Source organism: Gordonia bronchialis DSM 43247 (assembly GCF_000024785.1).
In the GTDB taxonomy this organism is placed as follows: domain Bacteria; phylum Actinomycetota; class Actinomycetes; order Mycobacteriales; family Mycobacteriaceae; genus Gordonia; species Gordonia bronchialis.
Genome location: NC_013441.1, coordinates 1,299,145 through 1,320,402, shown reverse-complemented (window position 1 = coordinate 1,320,402; position 21,258 = coordinate 1,299,145). Strand labels below are relative to the sequence as shown.

Annotated in this window: 19 protein-coding genes and 1 pseudogene; 9 read left to right on the top strand and 11 right to left on the bottom strand. The window is 68.1% G+C overall.

Annotation, left to right across the window (positions count from 1 at the left end; all coding sequences use genetic code 11):
• Positions 1-59: 59 nt before the first annotated feature.
• Positions 60-755 (bottom strand): pyridoxamine 5'-phosphate oxidase, encoded by a 696-nt coding sequence (pdxH, locus tag GBRO_RS06215; protein ID WP_012833128.1) that lies wholly within the window; start codon positions 753-755, stop codon positions 60-62.
• A gap of 139 nt (positions 756-894) precedes the next feature.
• On the opposite strand from pdxH, the gene GBRO_RS06210 reads away from it, so the two are divergent.
• Complete coding sequence (locus GBRO_RS06210) at positions 895-2,022, top strand: citrate synthase 2 (RefSeq protein ID WP_012833127.1); 1,128 nt, start codon at positions 895-897, stop codon at positions 2,020-2,022.
• Here GBRO_RS06210 and GBRO_RS27680 read toward each other — a convergent pair.
• Positions 2,006-2,575 (bottom strand): transposase, encoded by a 570-nt coding sequence (locus GBRO_RS27680; protein WP_083775541.1) that lies wholly within the window; start codon positions 2,573-2,575, stop codon positions 2,006-2,008. The two genes, GBRO_RS06210 and GBRO_RS27680, sit on opposite strands and share 17 nt — an antisense overlap.
• Positions 2,576-2,628: 53 nt before the next feature.
• Between GBRO_RS27680 and GBRO_RS27675 the strand changes: the two are divergent.
• The 4 genes and pseudogenes from GBRO_RS27675 to GBRO_RS06185 all read left to right on the top strand — a co-directional run.
• Positions 2,629-3,524: pseudogene (locus GBRO_RS27675) on the top strand (S8 family serine peptidase); the annotation flags it as partial.
• A 51-nt stretch (positions 3,525-3,575) separates the two neighbouring features.
• Positions 3,576-4,721, top strand: a complete 1,146-nt coding sequence (gene serC, locus GBRO_RS06195) for a phosphoserine transaminase (RefSeq protein WP_012833126.1) — start codon at positions 3,576-3,578, stop codon at positions 4,719-4,721.
• Positions 4,722-5,158: 437 nt separating this feature from the next.
• Positions 5,159-6,208, top strand: coding sequence for a septation protein SepH (gene sepH, locus GBRO_RS06190; protein ID WP_012833125.1), 1,050 nt, complete (start codon positions 5,159-5,161; stop codon positions 6,206-6,208).
• 3 nt (positions 6,209-6,211) lie between these two features.
• Positions 6,212-6,985 (top strand): DUF6928 family protein, encoded by a 774-nt coding sequence (locus GBRO_RS06185; protein ID WP_012833124.1) that lies wholly within the window; start codon positions 6,212-6,214, stop codon positions 6,983-6,985.
• Between the two features lie 41 nt (positions 6,986-7,026).
• Here GBRO_RS06185 and GBRO_RS06180 read toward each other — a convergent pair whose 3' ends face one another.
• Together GBRO_RS06180 and GBRO_RS06175 are read right to left on the bottom strand one after the other, a co-directional pair.
• Positions 7,027-7,350 carry a DUF2537 domain-containing protein gene (locus GBRO_RS06180; protein WP_012833123.1) on the bottom strand — a complete coding sequence of 108 codons (324 nt, stop codon included), beginning with the start codon at positions 7,348-7,350 and terminating at the stop codon, positions 7,027-7,029.
• On the bottom strand, positions 7,347-8,201 hold the full coding sequence (locus GBRO_RS06175) for a TrmH family RNA methyltransferase (protein ID WP_012833122.1): 855 nt from the start codon (positions 8,199-8,201) through the stop codon (positions 7,347-7,349). The genes GBRO_RS06180 and GBRO_RS06175 overlap by 4 nt, the downstream gene beginning before the upstream one ends.
• 91 nt (positions 8,202-8,292) lie before the next feature.
• On the opposite strand from GBRO_RS06175, the gene GBRO_RS06170 reads away from it, so the two are divergent.
• The gene (locus GBRO_RS06170; RefSeq protein ID WP_012833121.1) at positions 8,293-9,537 is read left to right on the top strand and encodes a GNAT family N-acetyltransferase; all 1,245 of its coding nucleotides are present in this window, start codon (positions 8,293-8,295) and stop codon (positions 9,535-9,537) included.
• Between the two features lie 400 nt (positions 9,538-9,937).
• Here GBRO_RS06170 and GBRO_RS06165 read toward each other — a convergent pair whose 3' ends face one another.
• Entirely contained in the window at positions 9,938-10,378 is a 441-nt protein-coding gene (locus GBRO_RS06165) for a MarR family winged helix-turn-helix transcriptional regulator (protein WP_012833120.1), read from the bottom strand.
• 91 nt (positions 10,379-10,469) lie between these two features.
• A complete protein-coding gene (locus GBRO_RS06160; RefSeq protein ID WP_012833119.1) occupies positions 10,470-11,945 on the bottom strand; it encodes an NCS2 family permease in 1,476 nt (491 codons plus the stop codon).
• Between the two features lie 134 nt (positions 11,946-12,079).
• On the opposite strand from GBRO_RS06160, the gene GBRO_RS06155 reads away from it, so the two are divergent.
• Positions 12,080-12,328, top strand: a complete 249-nt coding sequence (locus GBRO_RS06155; RefSeq protein ID WP_012833118.1) for a DUF2530 domain-containing protein — start codon at positions 12,080-12,082, stop codon at positions 12,326-12,328.
• Here the strand turns inward: GBRO_RS06155 and GBRO_RS06150 are convergent.
• The 5 genes from GBRO_RS06150 to GBRO_RS06130 form a co-directional block, all read right to left on the bottom strand.
• Positions 12,310-12,990: a hypothetical protein gene (locus GBRO_RS06150; protein ID WP_012833117.1), complete on the bottom strand. Its 681-nt coding sequence runs from the start codon at positions 12,988-12,990 to the stop codon at positions 12,310-12,312. The two genes, GBRO_RS06155 and GBRO_RS06150, sit on opposite strands and share 19 nt — an antisense overlap.
• Positions 12,991-13,087: 97 nt before the next feature.
• Entirely contained in the window at positions 13,088-14,152 is a 1,065-nt protein-coding gene (locus GBRO_RS06145) for a phosphotransferase family protein (protein WP_012833116.1), read from the bottom strand.
• Between the two features lie 42 nt (positions 14,153-14,194).
• Positions 14,195-15,445: an acyl-CoA dehydrogenase family protein gene (locus GBRO_RS06140; RefSeq protein ID WP_012833115.1), complete on the bottom strand. Its 1,251-nt coding sequence runs from the start codon at positions 15,443-15,445 to the stop codon at positions 14,195-14,197.
• 66 nt (positions 15,446-15,511) lie between these two features.
• Positions 15,512-18,196: an outer membrane protein assembly factor BamB family protein gene (locus GBRO_RS06135; protein ID WP_115311667.1), complete on the bottom strand. Its 2,685-nt coding sequence runs from the start codon at positions 18,194-18,196 to the stop codon at positions 15,512-15,514.
• A gap of 75 nt (positions 18,197-18,271) precedes the next feature.
• Positions 18,272-18,844 (bottom strand): phosphatase PAP2 family protein, encoded by a 573-nt coding sequence (locus GBRO_RS06130; protein ID WP_012833113.1) that lies wholly within the window; start codon positions 18,842-18,844, stop codon positions 18,272-18,274.
• Positions 18,845-18,959: 115 nt separating this feature from the next.
• On the opposite strand from GBRO_RS06130, the gene GBRO_RS26840 reads away from it, so the two are divergent.
• Together GBRO_RS26840 and GBRO_RS26835 are read left to right on the top strand one after the other, a co-directional pair.
• Entirely contained in the window at positions 18,960-20,144 is a 1,185-nt protein-coding gene (locus GBRO_RS26840; RefSeq protein ID WP_052298226.1) for an MMPL family transporter, read from the top strand.
• Positions 20,108-21,130, top strand: a complete 1,023-nt coding sequence (locus GBRO_RS26835; RefSeq protein ID WP_052298225.1) for an MMPL family transporter — start codon at positions 20,108-20,110, stop codon at positions 21,128-21,130. Before GBRO_RS26840 ends, GBRO_RS26835 begins: the two co-directional genes overlap by 37 nt.
• Positions 21,131-21,258: the final 128 nt, after the last annotated feature.

The window sequence follows — 21,258 nt, the reverse complement described above, 5'->3', positions numbered from 1 at the left end:
TGTACCGGTGCACGTCGACCCGCTCAGCGGTGACCTTTCTGGACGGCGCGACAATCGGATCAGGGTTGCAGCCGCTCGGCCTGCCACCGGTCGTCGACGCGGGTGACGCGCACCCGGTTGTGCAGCCGATTGGCGCGGCCCTGCCAGAACTCGACGACCTGCGGCACGATCCGGAATCCACCCCACGTCGGCGGGACCGGGACCTCGTCGCCGTCGTCGAAGCCACCGAGACCGGCGGCGACCGCAGCCACCTTGGCCTCGAGATCGGTGCGGCCGGCGATGGGTCGGGACTGATCCGACGCCAGCGCCGACAGCTGGGAGCCGCGCGGCCGGTTGTACCAGTAGCCCTGGGTCTCCTCCATGCTGACGTGTTCGACGGGTCCGCGGACGTGCACCTGACGTTCCAGGGCGATCCACGGAAAGGTGACCGACGCGTACGGGTTGGCGGCGAGGTCGCGGCCCTTGTCGGAGTCGTAGCCGGTGAAGAAGACGACGCCGCTCGCATCGACGCCCTTGCACAGCACGGCGCGGGTGGCGGGATGTCCATCGGGGTCGGTGGTGCCCAGGACCATCGCGTTCGGTTCGGCGATCCGCGCCTCGATCGCCTCGCGCAGCCACACCGTGAACAGCTCGAGCCAGGGCGGATCGCCACGCAGCCAGCTCGGGTCCAGATTCTCGCGGATACCGTCGGCGCCGGCGGCCCGATCGCCCTCGCCGATGTTCGGCGGGATGCCGCCTCCGTAGCCGACCCGCATGTTGGGGAGGTCTATCGATTGATCCGCCACCCTTCGGAAGGCTACTCCCCGGTATGCCGTCTCGGGTCCGCTGTCCTACAGTTCAGTTAGTTCGTATCAACTCAGCACACGATGATGTGTCGCCGAAGGGTGGATCACTATGTCCAACACGGTTCCCGACGACTTTGTCCCCGGCCTCGAAGGCGTGGTCGCCTTCACCACCGAGATCGCCGAGCCGGACAAGGACGGCGGCAATCTACGCTACCGCGGTGTCGACATCGAGGACCTCGTCGAGAACAAGGTGACCTTCGCCGATGTGTGGGCGCTGCTCGTCGACGGGCGCTTCGGCGACGGCCTTCCCCCGGCCGAGCCGTTTCCGCTGCCCATCCACACCGGCGACGTGCGCGTCGACGTGCAGGCCGCGCTGGCGATGCTGGCACCCATCTGGGGCTACCAGCCGCTGCTCGACATCGACGATGTCACTGCCCGCGAGAACCTGGCACGCGCTTCGGTGATGGCGCTGTCGTATGTGGCGCAGTCGGCCCGCGGTATCCACCAGCCCGCGGTGCCGCAGCACGTCATCGACGAATGTGACACCGTCACCGCCCGATTCATGACCCGATGGAAGGGCGATCCCGATCCCCGGCACATCGCCGCGATCGACGCCTACTGGGTCAGTGCGGCCGAACACGGCCTCAATGCGTCGACGTTCACCGCCCGCGTCATCGCCTCGACGGGCGCCGATGTGGCGGCATCGTTGTCGGGGGCGATCGGCGCGATGTCGGGCCCGCTGCATGGTGGTGCGCCGGCGCGGGTGTTGCCGATGATCGAGGAGGTCGAGCAGACCGGCGACGCCCGCGGTCTGGTGAAGGGCATCCTGGACCGCAAGGAAAAACTGATGGGCTTCGGGCATCGGGTGTACCGGGCCGAGGATCCGAGGGCCCGGGTGCTGCGCCGGACCGCCAAGGAGCTCGACGTTCCTCGCTATGAGGTGGCCGCCGCGCTCGAACAGGCCGCGCTCACCGAACTTCGGGAGCGTCGACCCGATCGCGCCATCGAGACCAATGTGGAGTTCTGGGCCGCGGTGATCCTCGACTTCGCCGAGGTACCCACGCACATGATGCCGGCGATGTTCACCTGTGGTCGCACCGCGGGCTGGTGTGCCCACATCCTGGAGCAGAAGCGCCTGGGCAAGCTGGTTCGTCCGGCCGCGCTGTATGTGGGGCCCGCTCCCCGTCGACCCGAGGACGTCGACGGCTGGGGCGACCTGGTCAAGCCGGGTCTGTAGCCGCTCCGTCTCCCGTTGACGCGGTCAGCCGATACTGCGCCTCCGAAACGAGATGAGGCCGGCGACGGTGAACAGTACAGCGACACAGAGCATCACGACGATCGGCAGCGCGCGCACCGGCTCGAGCGGCGCGGCCGGGGTATGGGTGAACGGTGACAGGTCCGTCAGCCAACCGGGAAGGTCGAACATGCCCGAGAGCGGACCCAGGAACAACGCACCGACGACGACGAGCCAACCGGCATGCACCAGAGCGGGTTTCACTCCATAGAGCGCGATCCCGGCGGATCTCATTGGCTCTGCGCAATTCGGAATTCTCACGACGCAGCTCACGCACCTGAGCATCCAACTCCCCACTGGTCGTACTCACCCCCGAGGAGACCACCGGCGTGTCCTTCTCGATCCAGTTACGCAGCGTCGCCTGATTGATATCGAGCATCTCGGCAACATGCCGGCGCGCCGCCGACTTCGACCCGCCCACCTCGCCGAGCCGATCCTGATACATCCGCACGGCACGCTCACGCGTCTCCTGGTCAAACTTCCGTGGTGCTCCCATAACAGCATTCTCCTGGTGAGATCACGGTCTCCACCAGACCCAGGACGGTTCAGATCGGCGGCGGTGACTACGTCTCCGACGGCGACGGCCTGACCGACTGCGACGCGCACGGCACCCTCGTCGCCGGGCTGATCGCCGCGCGGCCCTCACCCCAGGATTCCTTCAGCGGGATAGCCCCGGACGCGACGATCCTGTCCATCCGGCAGAACAGCGGATCGTATTCGGTGGCCGGCAACAAGGGTGACACCACCGACAACGTCTCCGAGGGCTACGGCAACACCACGACCCTGGCGTATGCGATCACCCGGGCGGTGAACCTGGGCGCCACCGTCATCAACATCTCCGCGGCGGCCTGCGCGTCGTCGTCATCGAAGGTGGACGACGGTGCGCTGGGCCGCGCCGTACGAGCCGCCTTCCGGCGCAACGTGGTGGTGGTTGCCGCGGCCGGGAACATCGACAAGGACAGCTGAGCAGCACCGGGTCGGGCCTGGTGAACCGTCAGGTCCTCAAGGGAGAGCAATCACCTTTCCGCGGAACGAGTTTCGCGGCCGCGGTGGTCTCCGGTGAAGTCGCGCTGGTGCGGTCGCGGTTCCCGCACCTGTCCGCCGGCGAGGTGATGGACCTGATCCGGCGCACCTCCCACACCAGCGGTCGCGGGCCCGACCTCGCCACCGGCTACGGTCTCGTCGACCCGCTCGCCGCACTCACCTCTGACGTCGCCACGACACCGGGACGAACGGTCCTGACCACACCGGTCGCCGGGCCGGCCCCGGCGAATTCGCATGCCGACCGCGCCCGCACCATCGCCCTGCTGGTCGCCGGGGGAAGCGTCTACCTCATCGGCGCGGCGTGGGCGTTGTTCACCCCGTTGCGACGAACGCGGGACGAGGCGACCACCTACCGCGACATCGAGGACCGCGACACCGAGGACGTCGACGAGCGCGTGTAAGCAGGCAGGCCGGGGCGCAGTGGTCGCGGACACAACCCTAGAATTGCGGGCATGAGCGATACCGCCACCGCACCCATCACCCTGCCCACCGATCTGCTGCCCACCGACGGCCGCTTCGGTTGTGGTCCGTCCAAGGTGCGCCCCGAGCAGTTGCAGTCGCTGGTGGACACCGGCGCGTCGGTCTTCGGGACCAGTCATCGCCAGGCGCCGGTCAAGAACGTCGTCGGTTCCATCCGGGCCGGGCTCGCCGATCTGTTCTCGCTGCCCGACGGGTACGAGGTGGTGCTGTCCAACGGCGGTACCACCGCGTTCTGGGATGCCGCAGCCTTCGGTCTGATCAAGCGCCGGTCCCTGCACCTGACCTACGGCGAGTTCAGCTCCAAGTTCGCCACCGTCGCCAAGAAGGCACCGTTCCTCGACGCGCCCGCGGTGATCTCCACCGACCCGGGCACCGCACCCGATCCGGCCGCACTCACCGCCGACGACTTCGGCGGCGTCGACCTCATCGGCTGGGCACACAACGAGACCTCGACCGGCGTGGCCGTTCCGGTGGTCCGGCCCGCTGAGTCCGACGACGCGCTGATCGCCATCGACGCGACGTCGGGTGCCGGTGGACTTCCGGTCAACGTCGCCGACGCCGACGTCTACTACTTCGCGCCGCAGAAGTGCTTCGCCTCCGACGGCGGGCTGTGGATCGCGCTGATGAGCCCCAAGGCGCTCGAGCGCGTCGCCCACATCGCCGAGACCGACCGCTGGTGCCCGGAGTTCCTGTCGCTGCCGACCGCGGTCGACAACAGCAGCAAGAACCAGACCTACAACACGCCGGCCGTGGCGTCGCTGCTGTTGCTGGACAACCAGGTCGAGTGGATGAACACCAACGGTGGTCTCGACTGGTGTGTGTCGCGCACGGCCGATTCCAGTTCGCGCCTCTACGAGTGGGCCGATGCGAGCGAGTTCGCCACCCCGTTCGTCGCCGACCCGGCCCAGCGCAGCCAGGTCGTCGGCACCATCGACTTCAATGATGATGTCGACGCGGCTGCCGTCGCCAAGACCCTGCGCGCCAACGGCGTGGTGGACACCGAGCCGTACCGCAAGCTCGGCCGCAACCAGCTGCGCATCGGGATGTTCCCGGCGATCGAGCCCGAGGACGTCACCAAACTGACCCGCTGCATCGACTACATCGTCGAACGTCTCTGACCCGGAGCCGCATCGATCGTGCCGGCGAACACGTTCATCGTGCGTTCCGACACGTTGACCGGGTAGTCGCGGCGCCTCGTCGTACCCGATCAACGCGATCCGACGCACGGTCAACGCGCTCCGACGCACGGTCAACGGGGGTGCGGGAGGCGCGGGTACCGTGGACACCAATGACCCCATCGTCCCCGCGTGACACTCGGAACGCATCGGCCACAGCAGTTCTGAACTGCGGTTTTGCCGCGTGTCCACCACGGGTTCATTGGTGGACTGGTTTAGTGTGGGCCCATCGGCGCCGGGAGCGCAGCGAGCGGACCGCATGACAGCGGCACCGGGAGCACAGCGAGCGGCCCGAGTGGAATCGACGCCCCTGCCGCCCACGCAGCGCAGCGAGCCGAGATCCAGCCAAGCAGCCTCGCACCCATCGGAGGGAGGAGCAGATGCGTGAGCTCCGCGTCATCGGAGTCGAATCCGATGGCACCCATGTCATCTGCCAGGACCCCGAATCGGGCGAGAAGTACCGGATTGCCTCCGACGAACGTCTACGCGCCGCGGCCCGCGGTGACATCTCACGACTGGGACAGATCGAGATAGAGATGGAAAGTGCGCTCCGACCCCGCGAGATCCAACAACGCATCCGGGCGGGAGCCACGGTCGTCGAAGTCGCGGCGGTCGCCGGGGTCCCGGTCGACAAGATCGAGCGGTTCGCCCACCCGGTGCTGCTCGAACGCAGCCGGGCAGCCGAACTGGCCGGTCACGCACATCCCATCCGGCAGGACGGTCCGTCGGTGTCGACGCTCGAGGAGTCGGTCGCCGAAGCGCTCATCGCCTACGGGCAGAACCCGCAGGACGCCCACTGGGATGCGTGGAAGGGTGACGACGGGTACTGGGTGGTCCAGGTGGCGTGGCAGGTCGGTCGTTCCGACAACGCCGCGCACTGGCGTTTCCAGCCCGGTTCGCACGGCGGAACCGTGGACCCGCTCGACGATCTGGCCGACGAACTGAGCCATCCCGAGTGGATCGCGCCCCGCCGGCGACTGACCCCGGTGGCGACCCCCGAACTGTCCCCGACACTCGACGTCACACCCGACGGCCGCGAAGAGGTCACGGTGGACGCCAACACCGTCATCGGCGCCCAGCGAGCCCGGCACGACCGCGTCCTCCCCGACTCCGACGCCCACGGCACGGTTCCTCTCGACTTCGACGAGGTCGTCGAGCCCGAGCCGCCGCGTATCGCACCCGTCGCCGTGGCGCCTGCCGAGCCCGTAGCGCCCGCACCGGAGATCGAGCACACGCCGGCCGACGACACCGTCGAGACGCACACCGAGCCGCGGGAGACGCCCGAGGCGCCGGCCGCGGCGTCGTCGCAGCCCGAACCCGCCGGCGACGAACCCGCCGAGCAACGTCCGCGTCGTCGGAAGTCGCGCAAACCCGCGGTCCCGGCCTGGGAAGACGTGCTGCTCGGCGTCCGCAGCAACGGGAGCAGCTGACCGGTGTCCGCGCGTGCCGTCACGCTCTGGTTCATCGACACCGACAGACCCGCGGACGCGCTGGCGGAGCAGTCCGCTGACCCCGGCTTCGCCAATGACGTGGGCCACGCGCACGAACTGGCGGCCCGAATCTTCGGCGACAGCGTCCTGGTCCCACTCGTCGACACCGACCTCGCGACCGCCGCGGCGGCCGACGACTCACACGTGTACGCCGGGCAGTACGGCTATCTCGCCGTCGTCTCCTGCTCGCTGTTCGCGACGCGACGACCCTCCACGCTTACCCGCACCATCGCCTCGATCCGGCCGAGCGCAGCGGCCACCCTGCTGTGGACCGAACCCGATGAGGCGCTCGGTGTCTTCGCCCGCTGGGAGTCCGGCGAACTGCGGCGTTCCTTCGCGGCCGACCCGGTGACCATCCACGAGAACGAAGGCCTCCCATGCATCTTCGAGAAACCGTTCTGGGCGGGCGAGAAACCGTTGCAGTACATCGAGGGCGTGCCGGCCGAACCGATGGCGTTGCCGTTCCATCCCGCCGAACTCGCCGAGGAGGCCAACCGCGAGTGGCTCGGCTTCCGGTTCACCCCGCCGACGGGCGAGAACGATCTCGATCCGACGCGAATCCCGGTGACCGGCTTCGCAATTCACCCTGCCGACTATCAGCCCAACGAGGCCGACGTGGCCGCCTATCAGGCGAGTCGGGTCATCCCCTCGACGCCGGCGCCCGCAGCCGAGCCCACGCCGCGCAAGGGCCGGGTCAGGCGGTATTTCGGGTTCTGAGCCGGGGTTCTGAGCTGGGGGCTGCGTCCGCGGATTCCGGCTCAGCGTCCCATTGCGAACAACGCCACCGACGACGCGAATCCGGCGAGCATCCCGAGCAGCAGTCCCCACACGATCCACCGCCAGACCGGCCGAACCCGCAACTCCCACAGCGTCCAGCCGAGTCCACCGGCCACCACGACGACGGCCAACACCCCGAGCCAGCGCTGGGCACCGGCGATGAGTTCGTAGAGCCCCAGCAACACCAGCGTCGCGAACACCGCACAGATCACGGTGACGATGGCGCCGTATCCCCAGGGCGTGGGTTCGGCCCGGACGTAGCGCCGCGGCGCTGGGCGCGGACGAGGAGTCGGATCGACGCTCACGCCTCCATGGTGCCCGATCGGGCACGTTCGTAGAACGCGATCGCCGCGGCCGTCGCGACGTTGAGCGAATCGGTGCCGCGACTCATCGGGATGCGGGCACGGACATCGGTGGCGGCCATGGCGTGTGCGCTCAGTCCGGGGCCTTCGGCGCCGACGAGGAAGCCGACCTTCGTCGCCTCGACGGCCTGCGCGAGCGGCATCGCCGCGGGATCCGGGGTCAGCGAGATCAGCCGGAAGCCGCCGGCACGCAAGGCGTCGAGGCCGCGCGGCCACTCGTCGAACCGGGCGAACGGAACCAGCAGCGCGTGCCCCATCGACACCCGCACGCACCGCCGGTAGAGCGGGTCGGCGCACCCCGCCCCGAACAGCACGGCGTCGATGCCGAGACCGGCGGCGTTGCGGAAGATGCTGCCGATGTTCTCATGGTCGTTGACCCCTTCGAGAATCGCGACGCTACGCGCGTTCGCGAGGATCTCGTCGACCGTCCGGACCGGGGGCCGACGCGCCACCGCGAGCACGCCCCGGTTGAGGTGGAAGCCGACCACCGCGGCCATCACCTCCGCGCTCGCCCGGTAGAACGGCACCCCGGACACCGACGGTGTCCGCAGGTCGGCGTCGAGTTCGGCGAGCCGCTTGTCGACACCGAGGAAGGCGTGCGGGGTGAACCGCGAGGCGATCATGCGCTGCGCGACCAGCACACCTTCGGCGATGACGAGTCCCTTGCCGGGACGCCCACCGGGCAGGGCGGGCAGGTCGGGCCTGCGGTCCACCGAATTCAGGTCGCGGAAGTCGTCGACGCGAGGATCATCGGGATCGTCGATGTCGATGACGTCGATGGCGGGTTCCGGCACCGCAACAGTCTGTCATCACCCGTCGCCGAACCCGTCGGCACATGCCCCCGGGTGAGTGCCCGACAGTCGTCGATGTGCAACGGTGGTAGGCGTGACCAGCACCCCTGTGACCAATGCCTCCGGCCTGTCCTTGCGCCGCGCGACCGATGCCGACTGGGACGACATCATCACCACCGACGCCCGCGCCTTCGCCATGCGTAACCCGCTGCCCGACGACGAACGTGCCGATCTGCGCGGCAAGGTCGACGACTCCGACATCGTCCTGATCCGCGACGATTCCCGCAGTCCTGCACCACTTGTCGGGGTGTCGATGTTCTACCGGATGTCGCTGACCGTGCCGGGCGGGTCGGTGCGCAACGCCGCCGGACTGTCGTGGGTGTCGGTGGCCTCCACACACCGCAGGCGCGGCATCCTGCGCCGCATGCTGACCGAGCTGTTCGGGCAGTGGGAATCGGAGGGACAGGTCTTCGCCATCCTCACCGCGAGCGAGGGCACCATCTACGAGCGGTTCGGCTTCGGCCCGGCGTGTTTCTCGCAGCAGGTGCGGATCATTCCCGGCAGCGCCCGGATGCGCGCCGAGGCGCCGGCCGCCGCCACGGTGCGCTACGCCGGTGCCGACGAGGTGGCCGCCGCGGTGCCCGACCTGCATGCCCGCTGGACTCGCACCACACCCGGGGCGTTGGGCCGAACCCCGGCCTGGTGGCGGCCCATCCTGGCCGACCGCCCCTCCGAACGCCCGCTGGCCGGCAGCGGTCTGCACTACCTGCTGCACGACGACGGTTATGCCTCCTATCGCATCATCAAACCGGATTCGGGTCCGGTGCACGCCGAGGTCAACGAGGTCTTCGCCGCCACCGACGACGCTCACACCGAGCTGTGGCGGGTTCTGACCAGCCTCGATCTCATCCCCTCGGTGACCGCGTCGATCCCCGTCGACGATCCCCTGCCGGTCAAGCTGACCGATCTGCGGGCCCCCATCGTGACCGGTCGCTCCGACGACATGTGGCTGCGCATCCTCGACGTGCCGGCCGCCCTCGGCGCCCGGCAGTATGCCGCCGACCTGGATGCGGTGATCGAGGTCGTCGACGGGTTTCGCGATCACGGTGGCGTCTTCGACGTGACGGTCCGGCACGGCGGCGCCATCGTCGCACCGTCGTCGGCGACTCCGACCGTGCGGATGGATGCCTCCGTGCTGGCCGCGATCTACCTCGGCGGCACCCGGCCGTCGACCTTTGCCGCCGCCGGGCGGTTGTGGACGGCAACCCCGGATCTGTTGCACGACCTCGATCACGCCTTCGCGACGACGCGGGCCCCGTTCGCGGGCACGTTCTTCTGAGCCGACCCGCTTGGCTGGTTGCGCCGCCGAACGCCCGCGACCCCTGCTGGTTGAGCCGCCCACCACTGCTGGTTGAGCCGCGACGGGCGAGCGTAGCGAGACCGCCGCGCGTCGAAACCAAATCGCGAGACGGAGATGTTCGCAACCGCGGGGTGCACGTGGTGGTGGCTGACAGGCGTTGCCTCGCTTGTGGTTTCGACTCGGCTCGGTCTCGCTGCGCTCGCCCGTGCCGGCTCAACCAGCAGTAGTGGGCCGACGGCTCAACCAGCAGTAGTGGGCCGACGGCTCAACCAGCAGTAGTGGGCCGGCGGCTCAACCAGCAGTAGTGGGCCGCTGGCTCAACCAGCTGTGGTGGGGCGGCGGCTCGACCAGCAGTGGTGCGCCGGCTCGAAGCAGGGCGTCAGTTGTCGGTGGAGTTGATCATCTTGTTCATGATCGCGACCACCTGGCGCAGGGTGTCGCGCTCGTCGGAGGTGAGTTCGGAGAGCCGGTCGTCGAGCCACGCCTTGCGCGCGGCGAGTTCGTCGGTGACGACGTCGCGGCCGGCCGGGGCGAGGGTCACGATGGCCTGCCGACCGTCGGTGGGGTGGGGTTCGCGTTTGATCATGCCGAGATCGGAGAGCGAGGCGATGACCCGCGTCATCGACGGCGGGCGGACACGCTCGGCGGCGGCAAGTGCGCCCGGGGTCATCGGTCCCTCGTGATGCAGCGTACTGAGCGCCGACAACTGGGTCAGCGACACGAGCTTGTTCTCGCGACGCCCTCGAAGGCGTCGCGCAAATCGGACCACAGCAAGCGAGAGATCGCCCGCCAGGCTCCCGTCCCCGTACGGTTGATGCACCCGATCAGCGTAGATCACAACGGCGTTTGCGCAGCGCACACCGGGTCAATTGAACCATTCAGACGACAGCGGTTTCCGGATTGTCCGATCGTCAGTTGATCAGGTCGGAGATCGGCGCCCGGGCGAAGTAGGCCACGAAGACGGCGGCCACCACCCAGAGTAACGGATGCACGCTCCGGACCTTTCCGGCCGCGGTCGCCATCACCACCCAGCTGATGAATCCGACACCGATGCCGTTGGCGATCGAGTAGGTGAACGGCATGACGACGACGGTCAGGAACGCCGGCAGCGCATAGTCGAACCGGGTGAAATCGATGGAACGCAATTGCCCGATCATGAGCGCACCGACCACCACGAGAGCCGGAGCCACCGCCTCGAGCGGGATCACCTCGTAGAGCGGGGTGAGGAACATGGCCACCAGGAACAGCAGGCCGGTCACCACGTTGGCCAGCCCGGTGCGCGCGCCCTCGGCGATACCGGACGCCGATTCGACGAACACCGTGTTCGACGACGACGAGGCCGCACCGCCGACGATCGCGCCGGTGCCCTCGACAACCAGTGCGCGACCGATGCCGGGGAGGTTTCCCTTCTCGTCGGTGAGTCCGGCCTCTTTGCCCAGGCCGGTCATGGTGCCCATGGCGTCGAAGAAGTTCGACAGCACCAGGGCGAACACGAAGACGGATGCGGCGAGCACCCCGATCCGGGTGAACGCGCCGAACAGGTCCACGTCGCCGACGAGACTGAGGTCGGGCCACCCGCCGAGTGCCTTGGGCAGTTCCGGGATCGACAGACTCCAGCCGTCCGGATTGTCCATCGAGGAACCGAAATCGAAGATCGCCTCGAGGATGATCGACACCACCGCGGTGATCGCGATCCCGATCAGCAGTCCGCCGGGTACCCGGCGCACCACCAGTACGCCCATCACGAGGACGCCGATCGCGAAGATCAGGGTCGGGACGGTGGTGATGGAGTTGTCGAAGCCGAGTTGCACCGGCGTGGTGCCGGCCTCGGGCTTCCGCACGAACCCGGCGTCGACGAAACCGATGAAGGCGATGAAGCATCCGATGCCGGCCGCGATGGCGGCCTTGAGTTCGGCCGGTACCGCATTGAAGACCGCGGTTCGGAAGCCGGTGACCGCCAGCAGGACGATGATGATGCCGTCGATCACCACCAGCCCCATGGCTTCGGGCCACGTCACCTCGGGCGCGATGGAGACCGCCAGCAGGCTGTTGATGCCCAGCCCGGTGGCGATGGCGAACGGGTAGTTGGCGATCAGACCGAACAGGATGGTCATGACACCGGCGACCAGCGCGGTGACCGCGGCGACCTGCGCCAACGGCAGCACGTGCCCGAGGACGTCGGCGTTCTTGGCGGGCGCACCGTCGGTCGACGGGACGCCACCGATGATGATCGGGTTGAGCACCACGATGTAGGCCATCGTGAAGAAGCTGACCAGGCCGCCCCGGAATTCGCGGTTGAGCGTCGAACCCCGCTCGGAGATCTTGAAGTAGCGATCGAGCACACCGGTCGCTGCGGCCGGGCCGTCGGACTCCGACGAAGCCGGCACGTCCTCGCCCCGCTTGTCCTTGCCCGGTGGGTTCACCGGCTCGGTGGGTTCCCGCGACGGCTCGGTGGGGTCACTCGGGTTGGTGGGCTCGCTCGACGAATCGGTGGGCACCCCGAGAAAGTTACCCTGGGGTCATGACCGACGCAGCGCAGATCCCCGAACTCCCCCGCCTCCTGCGGGCGCCGGAACCCGTGATCGTGATCGGCATGCTCGCCTGGGCGGTCGCCACGCTGGTGGTGTGGCTGGCCGACGTCGGCGGTGACCGTGCCCTGCAGGTCTGCCTGGTCGGACTGGGCGTCGGACTACTCGGTACGACGATCGTCACCGTCCAGCGTGCCGGTGTGCGACGCGGTGATCGCGGCGCTCAGGAGGGACTGGACTGATCGTGGCGCCGGGTGGCGTCGTCGACCTCCGGCCTGCCAGTCCCGGGCCGTCGAAATGGTTTGAGCCGCAGTATATGTCGCAACACGAATGCGAGCACCGGGCGGATCAGTGGCGCACCCCAGCGCCATGGCAGGAATCCCACCCAGCGGGGTGATCCCGCGATCTCCCAGGTCACCGTGATCGTGTTCAGTCGTTCGCCGTCGGTGAGGGTGAAGCGTTCGGCGAAGTCCTTGATGGCCAGCGGTACCGAGACGCCGGTGCCGATCAGCACGATCCGCTCACGTTCGTCGACGGCGGCGAGGCGCTGGGCCACGGAGAGGAAGGTGCCGGACATGGTGCGCGTCGCCCCGACCGCGACGCGTCCCGTTCCGGACACCGACCACTCCGGCCCCGCCAGCATGGACAGGGAGCTCAGATAGGGCGCACCGGTGAGGCGTTCCCATACCTCGCGGCGGGACAGCGGCGTCGTCTCCCGAATCGTGATCGCGAAAGCCGCGCGGCGCTCGATGTAGTCGTCTACCTCGTCGAGCGTCATATCCCGTACCCGGAAGCGGTCCGGCCGGGACGCCAATCCGAACAGAACGAACAACGCCACCAGCCAGACCACGCCGAGCACCGCCAGGACGGCCACCACCCCGAGCACGATGACCGTCCCGCTCACAACGCGCTCACATCAAGTTTCATATATGAAGCATATCGAGCGAATTCGTCTCAGAGGAGAGGGATCGCGAATTTCTTCGCCGCGGCTTCGGCCCGCGTCAGCCGGCGGCGATGATCTCGGTCAGCCGAGCGCCGAGAGCGACCACCGCCTGGCCGAGACGCTCATAGGCCGGATTGGTGGTCTGACCGTGGTAGTAGCGGTAGTAGATCTGCTGGGCAATGACCACCGAGCGGAACAGGCCGAAGGCCTCATACCAGCGCCACTGTTCCGGGGTCATGTCGAAACCCATACGGTCGCAATACCGTTCGACGAACTCGGCGCGGGTGATCATGCCGGGCAGATGAGTCGGGACGCGACGGATCGCCGCCATCACCTCACCGTCGTCGGCCTGCACCCAGTAGGCCAGGGAGCCCGCGACGTCCATCAGCGGGTCCCCGAGGGTGGCCATCTCCCAGTCGAGGATGCCGATCACGCGCGTCGGGTCGTCCCGGTCGAGGACCACGTTGTCGAGCTTGTAGTCGTTGTGGATGACGCAGTTCGCTACGTCGTCGGGCTGATTGTCGGCGATCCAGGCGATCTCCGCGCCGAACTCGGGGACATCGTCGGTGTGGGCGTTACGGAACCGCGTCGTCCACCCGTCGACCTGCCGGCGCACGTAACCGAATCCCTTACCCAGGTCAGACAGTCCGGCCTGTTCGGGATCCACCGAATGGAGCTCGACGAGCGTGTCGATGAAGTTGAGGCACAGTCGACGGGCCTGCTCGGCGTCGAGGGGCACCTCGGCCGGCCATTCACGCCGCGGGATGACACCGTCGATACGCCCCATCACGTAGAAGTCGGCGCCCAGGATGTCCTCGTCGTCGCAGAAGGCGACCAGCGGCGCGATGTAGTCCAGTACCTTGCCCAGCTGCTCCTGGATCCGGTACTCGCGTCGCATGTCGTGTGCGCCACGGGCTTTGGTGCCCCGGGGCGCGCGACGCAGAATCAGATCGCGGTCGGGATAGCGCAGCAGATAGGTGAGGTTCGACGCCCCGCCGGAGAACTGGGCCACCTCCGGGACGCCGTCGACCCCCGCGTTCCGGCTCAGCCAGTCGGCCACCCGCCCGACGTCGAACTCGTCTTCGGCGCGGACCGCGGTGGCGCCGGTGTCGTTGTCTCCCAACCTAGTGTCCCTCTCGCATCCGCTGACCGTGAAGCCCCGCGGTCACTTGTACTTGCCGAGTTCGATCCGGGCGACGACGCTGCGGTGCACCTCGTCGGGGCCGTCGGCCAGACGCAGCGATCGGGCACCCACCCATGCCGCGGCGAGCGGGAAGTCATCGGTCAGCCCGGCACCGCCGTGCAACTGGATGGCGAGGTCGATGACGTCGAGCGCCATGTTCGGTACCTCGACCTTGATCTCGCTCACCGCCGACACCGCCTCGCGCGACATCCCCTGATCCAGCAGCCAGGCAGCGTGCAGCACCAGCAGCCGCGACCGGTTGATCGCGATCCGGCCGTCGGCGATCCGTTCCGAGTTACCGCCGAGCTTGGCCAGCGGCCGGCCGAACGCCTCGCGTGAAAGTGCCCGTCGCACACCGAGTTCCAGCGCCCGCTCGGCGAGCCCGATGGCACGCATGCAGTGGTGGACACGTCCGGGACCCAGTCGGCCCTGCGCGATCTCGAAGGCGCGTCCGGGTCCGAGCAGGATATTCGACGCCGGGACGCGCACATCGGTGAACGACACCTCACCGTGGCCGAAGGGTTCGTCGAAGTAGCCCATCGTGGACAGCATGCGGTCCACCCGCACCCCGGGGGCGTCGATCGGAACGAGCACCATCGTGTGCCGGCCGTGCCGGTCGGCGTCGGGGTCGGTGACGCCCATGAAGATGAGGATCTTGCAGTCGGGGTGGCCGACGCCGGTGGAGAACCATTTGGTGCCGTTGATGATGACGTCGTCGCCGTCGAGGACGGCGCTGGCTGCCATGTTGGTGGCATCCGACGACGCGACCGCCGGCTCGGTCATGCAGAAGGCGCTGCGGATGTCGGCGCGCAGCAGCGGCTCGAGCCACTGCTGGCGCTGCTCGGGGGTGCCGTAGCGCAGCAGGACCTCCATGTTGCCGGTGTCGGGGGCGCTGCAATTGAAGATGACCGGCGCAAGTTGCGAGACACCCATCGCCTCGGCCAGCGGCGCGTAGTCGACGTTGGACAGGCCCGCACCGCCGTCGGTCCCGAAGTCCGCGGCGTAGCTCCCGGCGTGCGCCGCGGGCAGGAAGAGGTTCCACAGGCCTTCCTTGCGTGCCTTGGCCTGCAGCTCCGCGATCAGCGGCGACGGCTCCCACGGGTCTCCCCCGCCGTCGCGGCGGCTCGCGATGTCGCGGTGGATGACCGGCTCCACGGGGTCGATCTCGGCGGTGATGAAGGCGCGAACCCGCTCGGTCAGCTCAGCCGACCGCGGTGACGGAGAGAAATCCATGACGATGACCGTACGTGCCGCACGTCGACGGCGCAGCCACTTGGGCGCCCGGGAATGTCGCGTCGGTCACGACCAGTACCTGGTCGATCCTTCGGGTCCCCGAGTGCTGCTGATCAGTTTCGCAAAACAGTGGTCCTTGGTGAATCCCTGTGCCCGACACCAATTGTTGGCAGCATCGGGCCCGGGGAAGGTGGCCGCGGCGACGGTCACCCACCAGCCGCGATAGTTGAACACCGGCCACTCGTCGCTGTAGAGCAGGCGGACGTCGCTGAACCGCAGCCGCAAGGCCAGGAATTCGTCGAGGATGGCCTGGTTGTCCCAGATCCGACCCTCCGCGTTGAGACCGGGACGTTTGGAACTCAGCTGGGCCACCCACCGGTTGTTCAGGTTCGTCAAGATGAAGGCGCGATCCGAATTCGCCTGCACCCGTAGGGCGTCGACGCTGGCGGCGGTGAGATCGGTGCCCGGCGGCAGCGACGGGCCGGTGGCCGTCGCCGTGGTCGCGGCCGAACCCTCGTCGGGGACCGTCAGCCTGGGTGGCTGGCCGGTGGTGGGTCCCTTGTCGCAATCCACCAGGAAGCGGTCGGTGCTCGCCTGCGTCGACAGCGTGTCGGGCAGCCGGTAGAACGATCCCGGCGGATAGGTCAGTTCCATCGTCAGGCCGGTCCCCGCGTCGTCGAGCGACGGAACCGCGACCGGGGTCTGCGAGAAGTCGAAGTTGCCCGACGCCACCAGGTCGTTGCCGTCCTTGATGGTGATGCGGGTCTGCGGACCCCACAGGATGTCGCCGCCCGGGCAGGTGGCCGACACCTTCATGGTCACGCCGAGTCCCCCCGAGCTGGTGCGGAACGACTGTGGGGTGAACTTCGGTGGGCTGCCGCACGGCGTCACGTATTCGGTTCCGCCGGAACCGTTTCCGTTGTCCGTGGACTGCTTGCGGGTGGTGCCCGGGACGATGGCGCGGGGGCCGGTGGGGGCGAAGGCGGTGATAGTGGCGGCAGTAAACGTCGCCAGGGTTCCGCCGCCGACCAGGACCTGCGGCGCCGACGGCGTGGACTGCCCGCCGATGGCCCGGTTCCCCAGAGTGGCGGCGTCCACCGACCACAGCCGTGAACCGGTCTCGAGATCGATGGCGGTGAGTCCCCCGTCGGTCGACGCGCCGATGAGGTGTTCGCCGTCCGTCACGACCTCGCCGACGTCCGACGCGGTCCAGATGACCCGGCCGTTGGCGGTGTCGACGGCACCCAGGGACCCGTTGCCGAGGCCGGAGACCACGACCTCACGATCGTCGGCGACATAGACCTCGGGCGAGGCGTACTCGTTGTCGCTCTGGACCGACCACACGGCCGTACCGTCATTCACGGACGTGTAGGACCGGCCGACCATGATGCGATCGCGCTGTCCGGTGGTCACCACTCCGGGAACGGAAAACGTCTTGCCACCAAGGCTTTGGGTGGTGCCGTCGGGTCGAACATGCACAACCGGTCCGTCGGTCGGGTTTCCACCGTCGGTGTTCCCGGTGATGACGGTCATCGAACCGTCGGGCAGCTTCCCTATGTCGGCCCGGCCGGGTTTCGCGAGAATCGTGCGACCGTCGTCGGCGGAAACGACAACGACAGTGCCGCTGCCGGTCGCCACGAGGTGCTTGGTGGCGGTGAACCCCGACGAGTCGCCCGACGGCAGGGGTTCGGGAACGGCCACCTCACGCTGCCACTGTGTACCGGTCGGCGAGAGCTTCGAGATGACCACCGAGTTGTGGCCTTCGAGGAAGGATCGCGTGAACACCGCAGACCCGTTGAACGCCAATCCAAATCCGCCGGACGGAAGCGGCATCGTCGTCGTACTCTCGCCGGTGCGCACGTCGATGACGTAAACGGTGCTGGTGTCGGCACATGCGACCGCGTTGTCGGCCACCGTGTCGGCGCACTGTGCGACACGCTTGCCGAATGTCCAGTGCCGACCGGTGTGTGTGTTGACGCCCACGAGCGGGTTCAGGTCGGCATACCCCGTCGAACTGTCGCCGACCAGCGTCACAAGCGTGGTGTCGTCGTGGATAGCACCGGGCCTCTGGTACTGCTTGTCCCACGGCAGGGGTGACACGAACCGGTCGCCGCCGAAGTCGCTGGGCTTCACCGTCCACTGCGGTGCGCTCGGCGCCGTCGGATACGACCCCGTGAGCTGCCCCGCGAGCAGCGCCGGCTGATCGTCGTCGGATGAGCGATGCTGCCACCACACCACGCCCCCGGCGACGAGTGCGGCGACGAGAACCAGGACCACACCGGACACGATCCATGGGGCCCGCGAACGCTTCCGGCGCGGTGGGGCGGGCGGCATCGGCGGGCCGCCCTGGTATCCGGGTGGCATCCCCGGCGGCGGACCGTACGGGGGTCCGGCCGGTGGGGGTCCGGCCGGTTGGGGTCCGGCCGGCAAGGGGCCGAGGGCCGGGATCGGTGTCGACGGGTTCACCTGGGTGGCCCGATAAGGCGCAGCCGGGCCCAGCGAGGTGTGTTCCACAGCTGGAGGTCCAACCGACGTGGGTCCCGCCGACGTGGGCGGCGCCACCTGCTCGGTGGGGTTCTGCATCGACTTGCGCAACGACAGCCGGTCGATGGGTTCGTAGACCGTGGGCGACTCGTCGGCCGGTGGGTGTCCGGGGATCACCGTCGGGTCAGCGACCGGTTCGATGACCGTCGGGGATTCCTGCGGATCGTCGGCGGGGTCGTCGGACGAGCCACGCCCAGGGTTCGGCATCGTTCCAGTAAACCGGCAGTGACCGCGATTCGCCTATCGTCCGGCCGAACCAACATCGTCGGATCGTCCAGGGACTCAACCTCGCACCGGATCGACGGCCCGACGTACCTCATACCGGTTCATGACCACAACGCAGAGCCCCACCCAGACCACGCCGAGGACCCACCCGACGAGCACATCGGTGGTCCAGTGCACCCCCAGATACACCCGGGTGATGCCGATGGCGATCGACCAGATCGGTGCGATGAGCAGGATCAGACGATGACGTCGCACCCACTCGAGGCGGCGGTAGGCGACGACGGCGAACAGCCCGAAGATGATCATGCTCATCATCGCGTGCCCCGACGGGAACGAGAAGGTGTCGATGTCGACCAGCCGGTGCACCTCGGGAGGGCGTTCCCGCTTGAACAGATGTTTGAGACCCACCATTGCCACATTGCCCAGCGCGGCACCGGCACCCACGAACACCGCATCGACGCGGTATCCACGTGTCGCGAGAACGATCACCACCACGAGCGTCGCGAGCGCCATCGGCAGGGTGTTCCCCGTGATCGTGATGATGCGCGCCAGGGTGAGCCACGGCTCGGTGCGGTGATCCATCACCCAGTCCAGGACCCTCTCGTCGAGCTCGGTGGGTGACACCAACACGATCAAGGCCCCTTCCGGTCGGTCGGCTGCTCGCCGGACAAGCCGAGCACAAGTACGCCGCAAGTACCGACACCCACCCTAACGGGGACATCACACCCCGAAAGGAACCCCGAAGATGAAGACCCCCCTGCTCTACCGGATCGGCCGCGCGAGCGCAGCGCATCCGTTCCGCGCGCTGGCCGGCTTCGTCGCCGCCGTGGCCATCGTCATGTCGCTCAACATGGCCTTCGGTGGCGTCACCCAGGAGAACTGGGACGTCCCCGGCACCGAATCACAGTCCGGAATCGACCTACTGCGCGAACATGTCCCCGGCGCCGGCAACGCCGACGCCCGCATCGTCGTGCACAACGACCACGGACCACTGCAGCAACAGACCGTCGACGATCTGCGCACCCGCCTCGCCACGCTCGATCACGTCGCCACCGTCGACGATGCACGGTTCAGCGCGGACCGCGACACCGCGATCATCGTCGTCGGTTACGACGTCCCCGTCACCGATCACGCCCTGATGGGCAACATCGAGCCGCTGGAGAAGGCGGTGGCGCCGACCCGCGCGGCGGGCGTTCAGGTCGAGATGAACGGCGGCGTCCCGGAGACCGCGGCCGCGCCACTCAAGGGACACGCGGAGATCATCGGTATCACGCTAGCGCTGGTGATCCTGGTCATCGCGCTCGGGTCGGTGGTCGCCGCGGGTCTGCCGATCCTCACCGCGATCGGCGGTCTGGCCATCGCGAGCGCCGCCATCGGCCTGTTGTCCGCGGCGATTGAGGTTAGCCCGTCGGCACCGCTGGTGGCGACCATGGTGGGCCTCGGCGTCGGCATCGACTACGCCCTGCTGGTGGTGTCGCGAAACATCGAATTCCTGCGTGCCGGAGTAGATCCCGTCGAATCGGCGGCACGCGCGGTGGCCACCGCGGGCCGATCGGCCACCTTCGCCGCGCTCACCGTCCTGATCTCGCTGATGGGTCTGCGGCTGGCCGGACTGGCCACCTACTCATCCTTCGGGTTCGCCACCGCCATCGCCGTGGTCGCCATGCTCGGGGCGACACTGGTCGTCGTGCCCGCCGTGTGCCGACTGTGCGGGCATCGGCTCCTGTCCCGCAAGGCCCGCCGACCGATTGTCGACGATGCAGCACAACGGATTCACCGGCCGGCGCTCACCGCGCGGTGGGCGGCGGCGGTCGGCCGACGACCCGTCGCGTTCGGTCTGGTGGCGGTGATCGTGATGATCACGCTGGCCATACCCGCACTCGGGATGCGTACGTGGCCACAGATTCCGGGGCGCAGTCCACCGAATTGACCACCCGTCGCGCCCACGACCTCATCGTCGACGCATACGGTCCCGGCGCCAACGCCCAGATCACCATCGTCGCTCCCACCGAAAAGGTGAGCAGCGGCGAAATCGCCGATGCGAGAACCAAGGTCGCGTCCATCCCCGGAGTTGCCGGATTATCGTCGACGATGGTCTCCCCCGACGGGAAGCTGGCCGTCATCACGGTGAACTCGGCCTATGATCCCGCCGCCGACGGCACCCCGCAGATGCTCGCCGCCATTCGCGGCGTCCTGCCCGATGGGGCGATACTGACCGGGGCGACAACGTATTTCAGCGACATCTCGGATAAACTGCAGGAACGTTTGTGGGTTGTCATCGGGTTCGTCGTCGCGGCGTCGGTGCTGCTGCTCACCATCATGTTCCGCTCCATCGCCGTACCCATCAAGGCGGCGTTGATGAACCTGCTGTCGGTGGCCGCTGCCTACGGCGTCATCACCACGGTATTCCAATGGGGTTGGGGTCTCTCGCTTTTCGGTATCGATCACACGGTGGCGGTGTCCAGCTGGGTCCCGATCCTGATCTTCGCGATCCTGTTCGGGCTGTCGATGGACTACGAGGTGTTCCTGCTCTCCCGCATCCGGGAGAACTGGCTGGCTACGGGTGACGCCAAAGGCAGCGTCGTGACCGGACTCGCCCGCACCGGCCGGGTCATCACCAGTGCGGCGGCGATCATGGTGGCCGTGTTCCTGAGTTTCGCCACCGAGGCCGACGTGGTGCTCAAGATGCTGGGTCTCGGGATGGCCACCGCGGTGCTGCTCGACGCGACACTCATCCGGATGGTGCTCGTCCCGGCGACGATGACGCTGCTCGGACGGTTCAACTGGTGGCTGCCCGGCTGGCTGGACCGGTTGCTCCCCGACTTCGACGTCGAGGGCAGCGTCTTCGATGACGCGCCGGCACCACAGCGTCGAAGCTCCGACCCGGATCCCGACGCGCAGTTGCAGCCGGCCTGACCGCCCGACGCGTCGTCGAACCCGGCCGCGGCTCACCACCTGGGTCGCGGTCGGGGTTTCCCGGACAAGTCACTCTCAAGTAGCTCACAAGCGTGCGCGCGCATGGTTGTCCCAGCACCCCCGCTCAC

Excerpts from the sequence above, each read along its gene's own strand:
- pdxH (WP_012833128.1), bottom strand. The coding sequence starts at position 755 with ATGCGGGTCGGCTACGGAGGCGGCATCCCGCCGAACATCGGCGAGGGC.
- GBRO_RS06210 (WP_012833127.1), top strand. The coding sequence starts at position 895 with ATGTCCAACACGGTTCCCGACGACTTTGTCCCCGGCCTCGAAGGCGTG.
- GBRO_RS27680 (WP_083775541.1), bottom strand. The coding sequence starts at position 2,575 with ATGGGAGCACCACGGAAGTTTGACCAGGAGACGCGTGAGCGTGCCGTG.
- serC (WP_012833126.1), top strand. The coding sequence starts at position 3,576 with ATGAGCGATACCGCCACCGCACCCATCACCCTGCCCACCGATCTGCTG.
- sepH (WP_012833125.1), top strand. The coding sequence starts at position 5,159 with ATGCGTGAGCTCCGCGTCATCGGAGTCGAATCCGATGGCACCCATGTC.
- GBRO_RS06155 (WP_012833118.1), top strand. The coding sequence starts at position 12,080 with ATGACCGACGCAGCGCAGATCCCCGAACTCCCCCGCCTCCTGCGGGCG.
- GBRO_RS06140 (WP_012833115.1), bottom strand. The coding sequence starts at position 15,445 with ATGGATTTCTCTCCGTCACCGCGGTCGGCTGAGCTGACCGAGCGGGTT.
- GBRO_RS06135 (WP_115311667.1), bottom strand. The coding sequence starts at position 18,196 with ATGCCGAACCCTGGGCGTGGCTCGTCCGACGACCCCGCCGACGATCCG.
- GBRO_RS26840 (WP_052298226.1), top strand. The coding sequence starts at position 18,960 with ATGAAGACCCCCCTGCTCTACCGGATCGGCCGCGCGAGCGCAGCGCAT.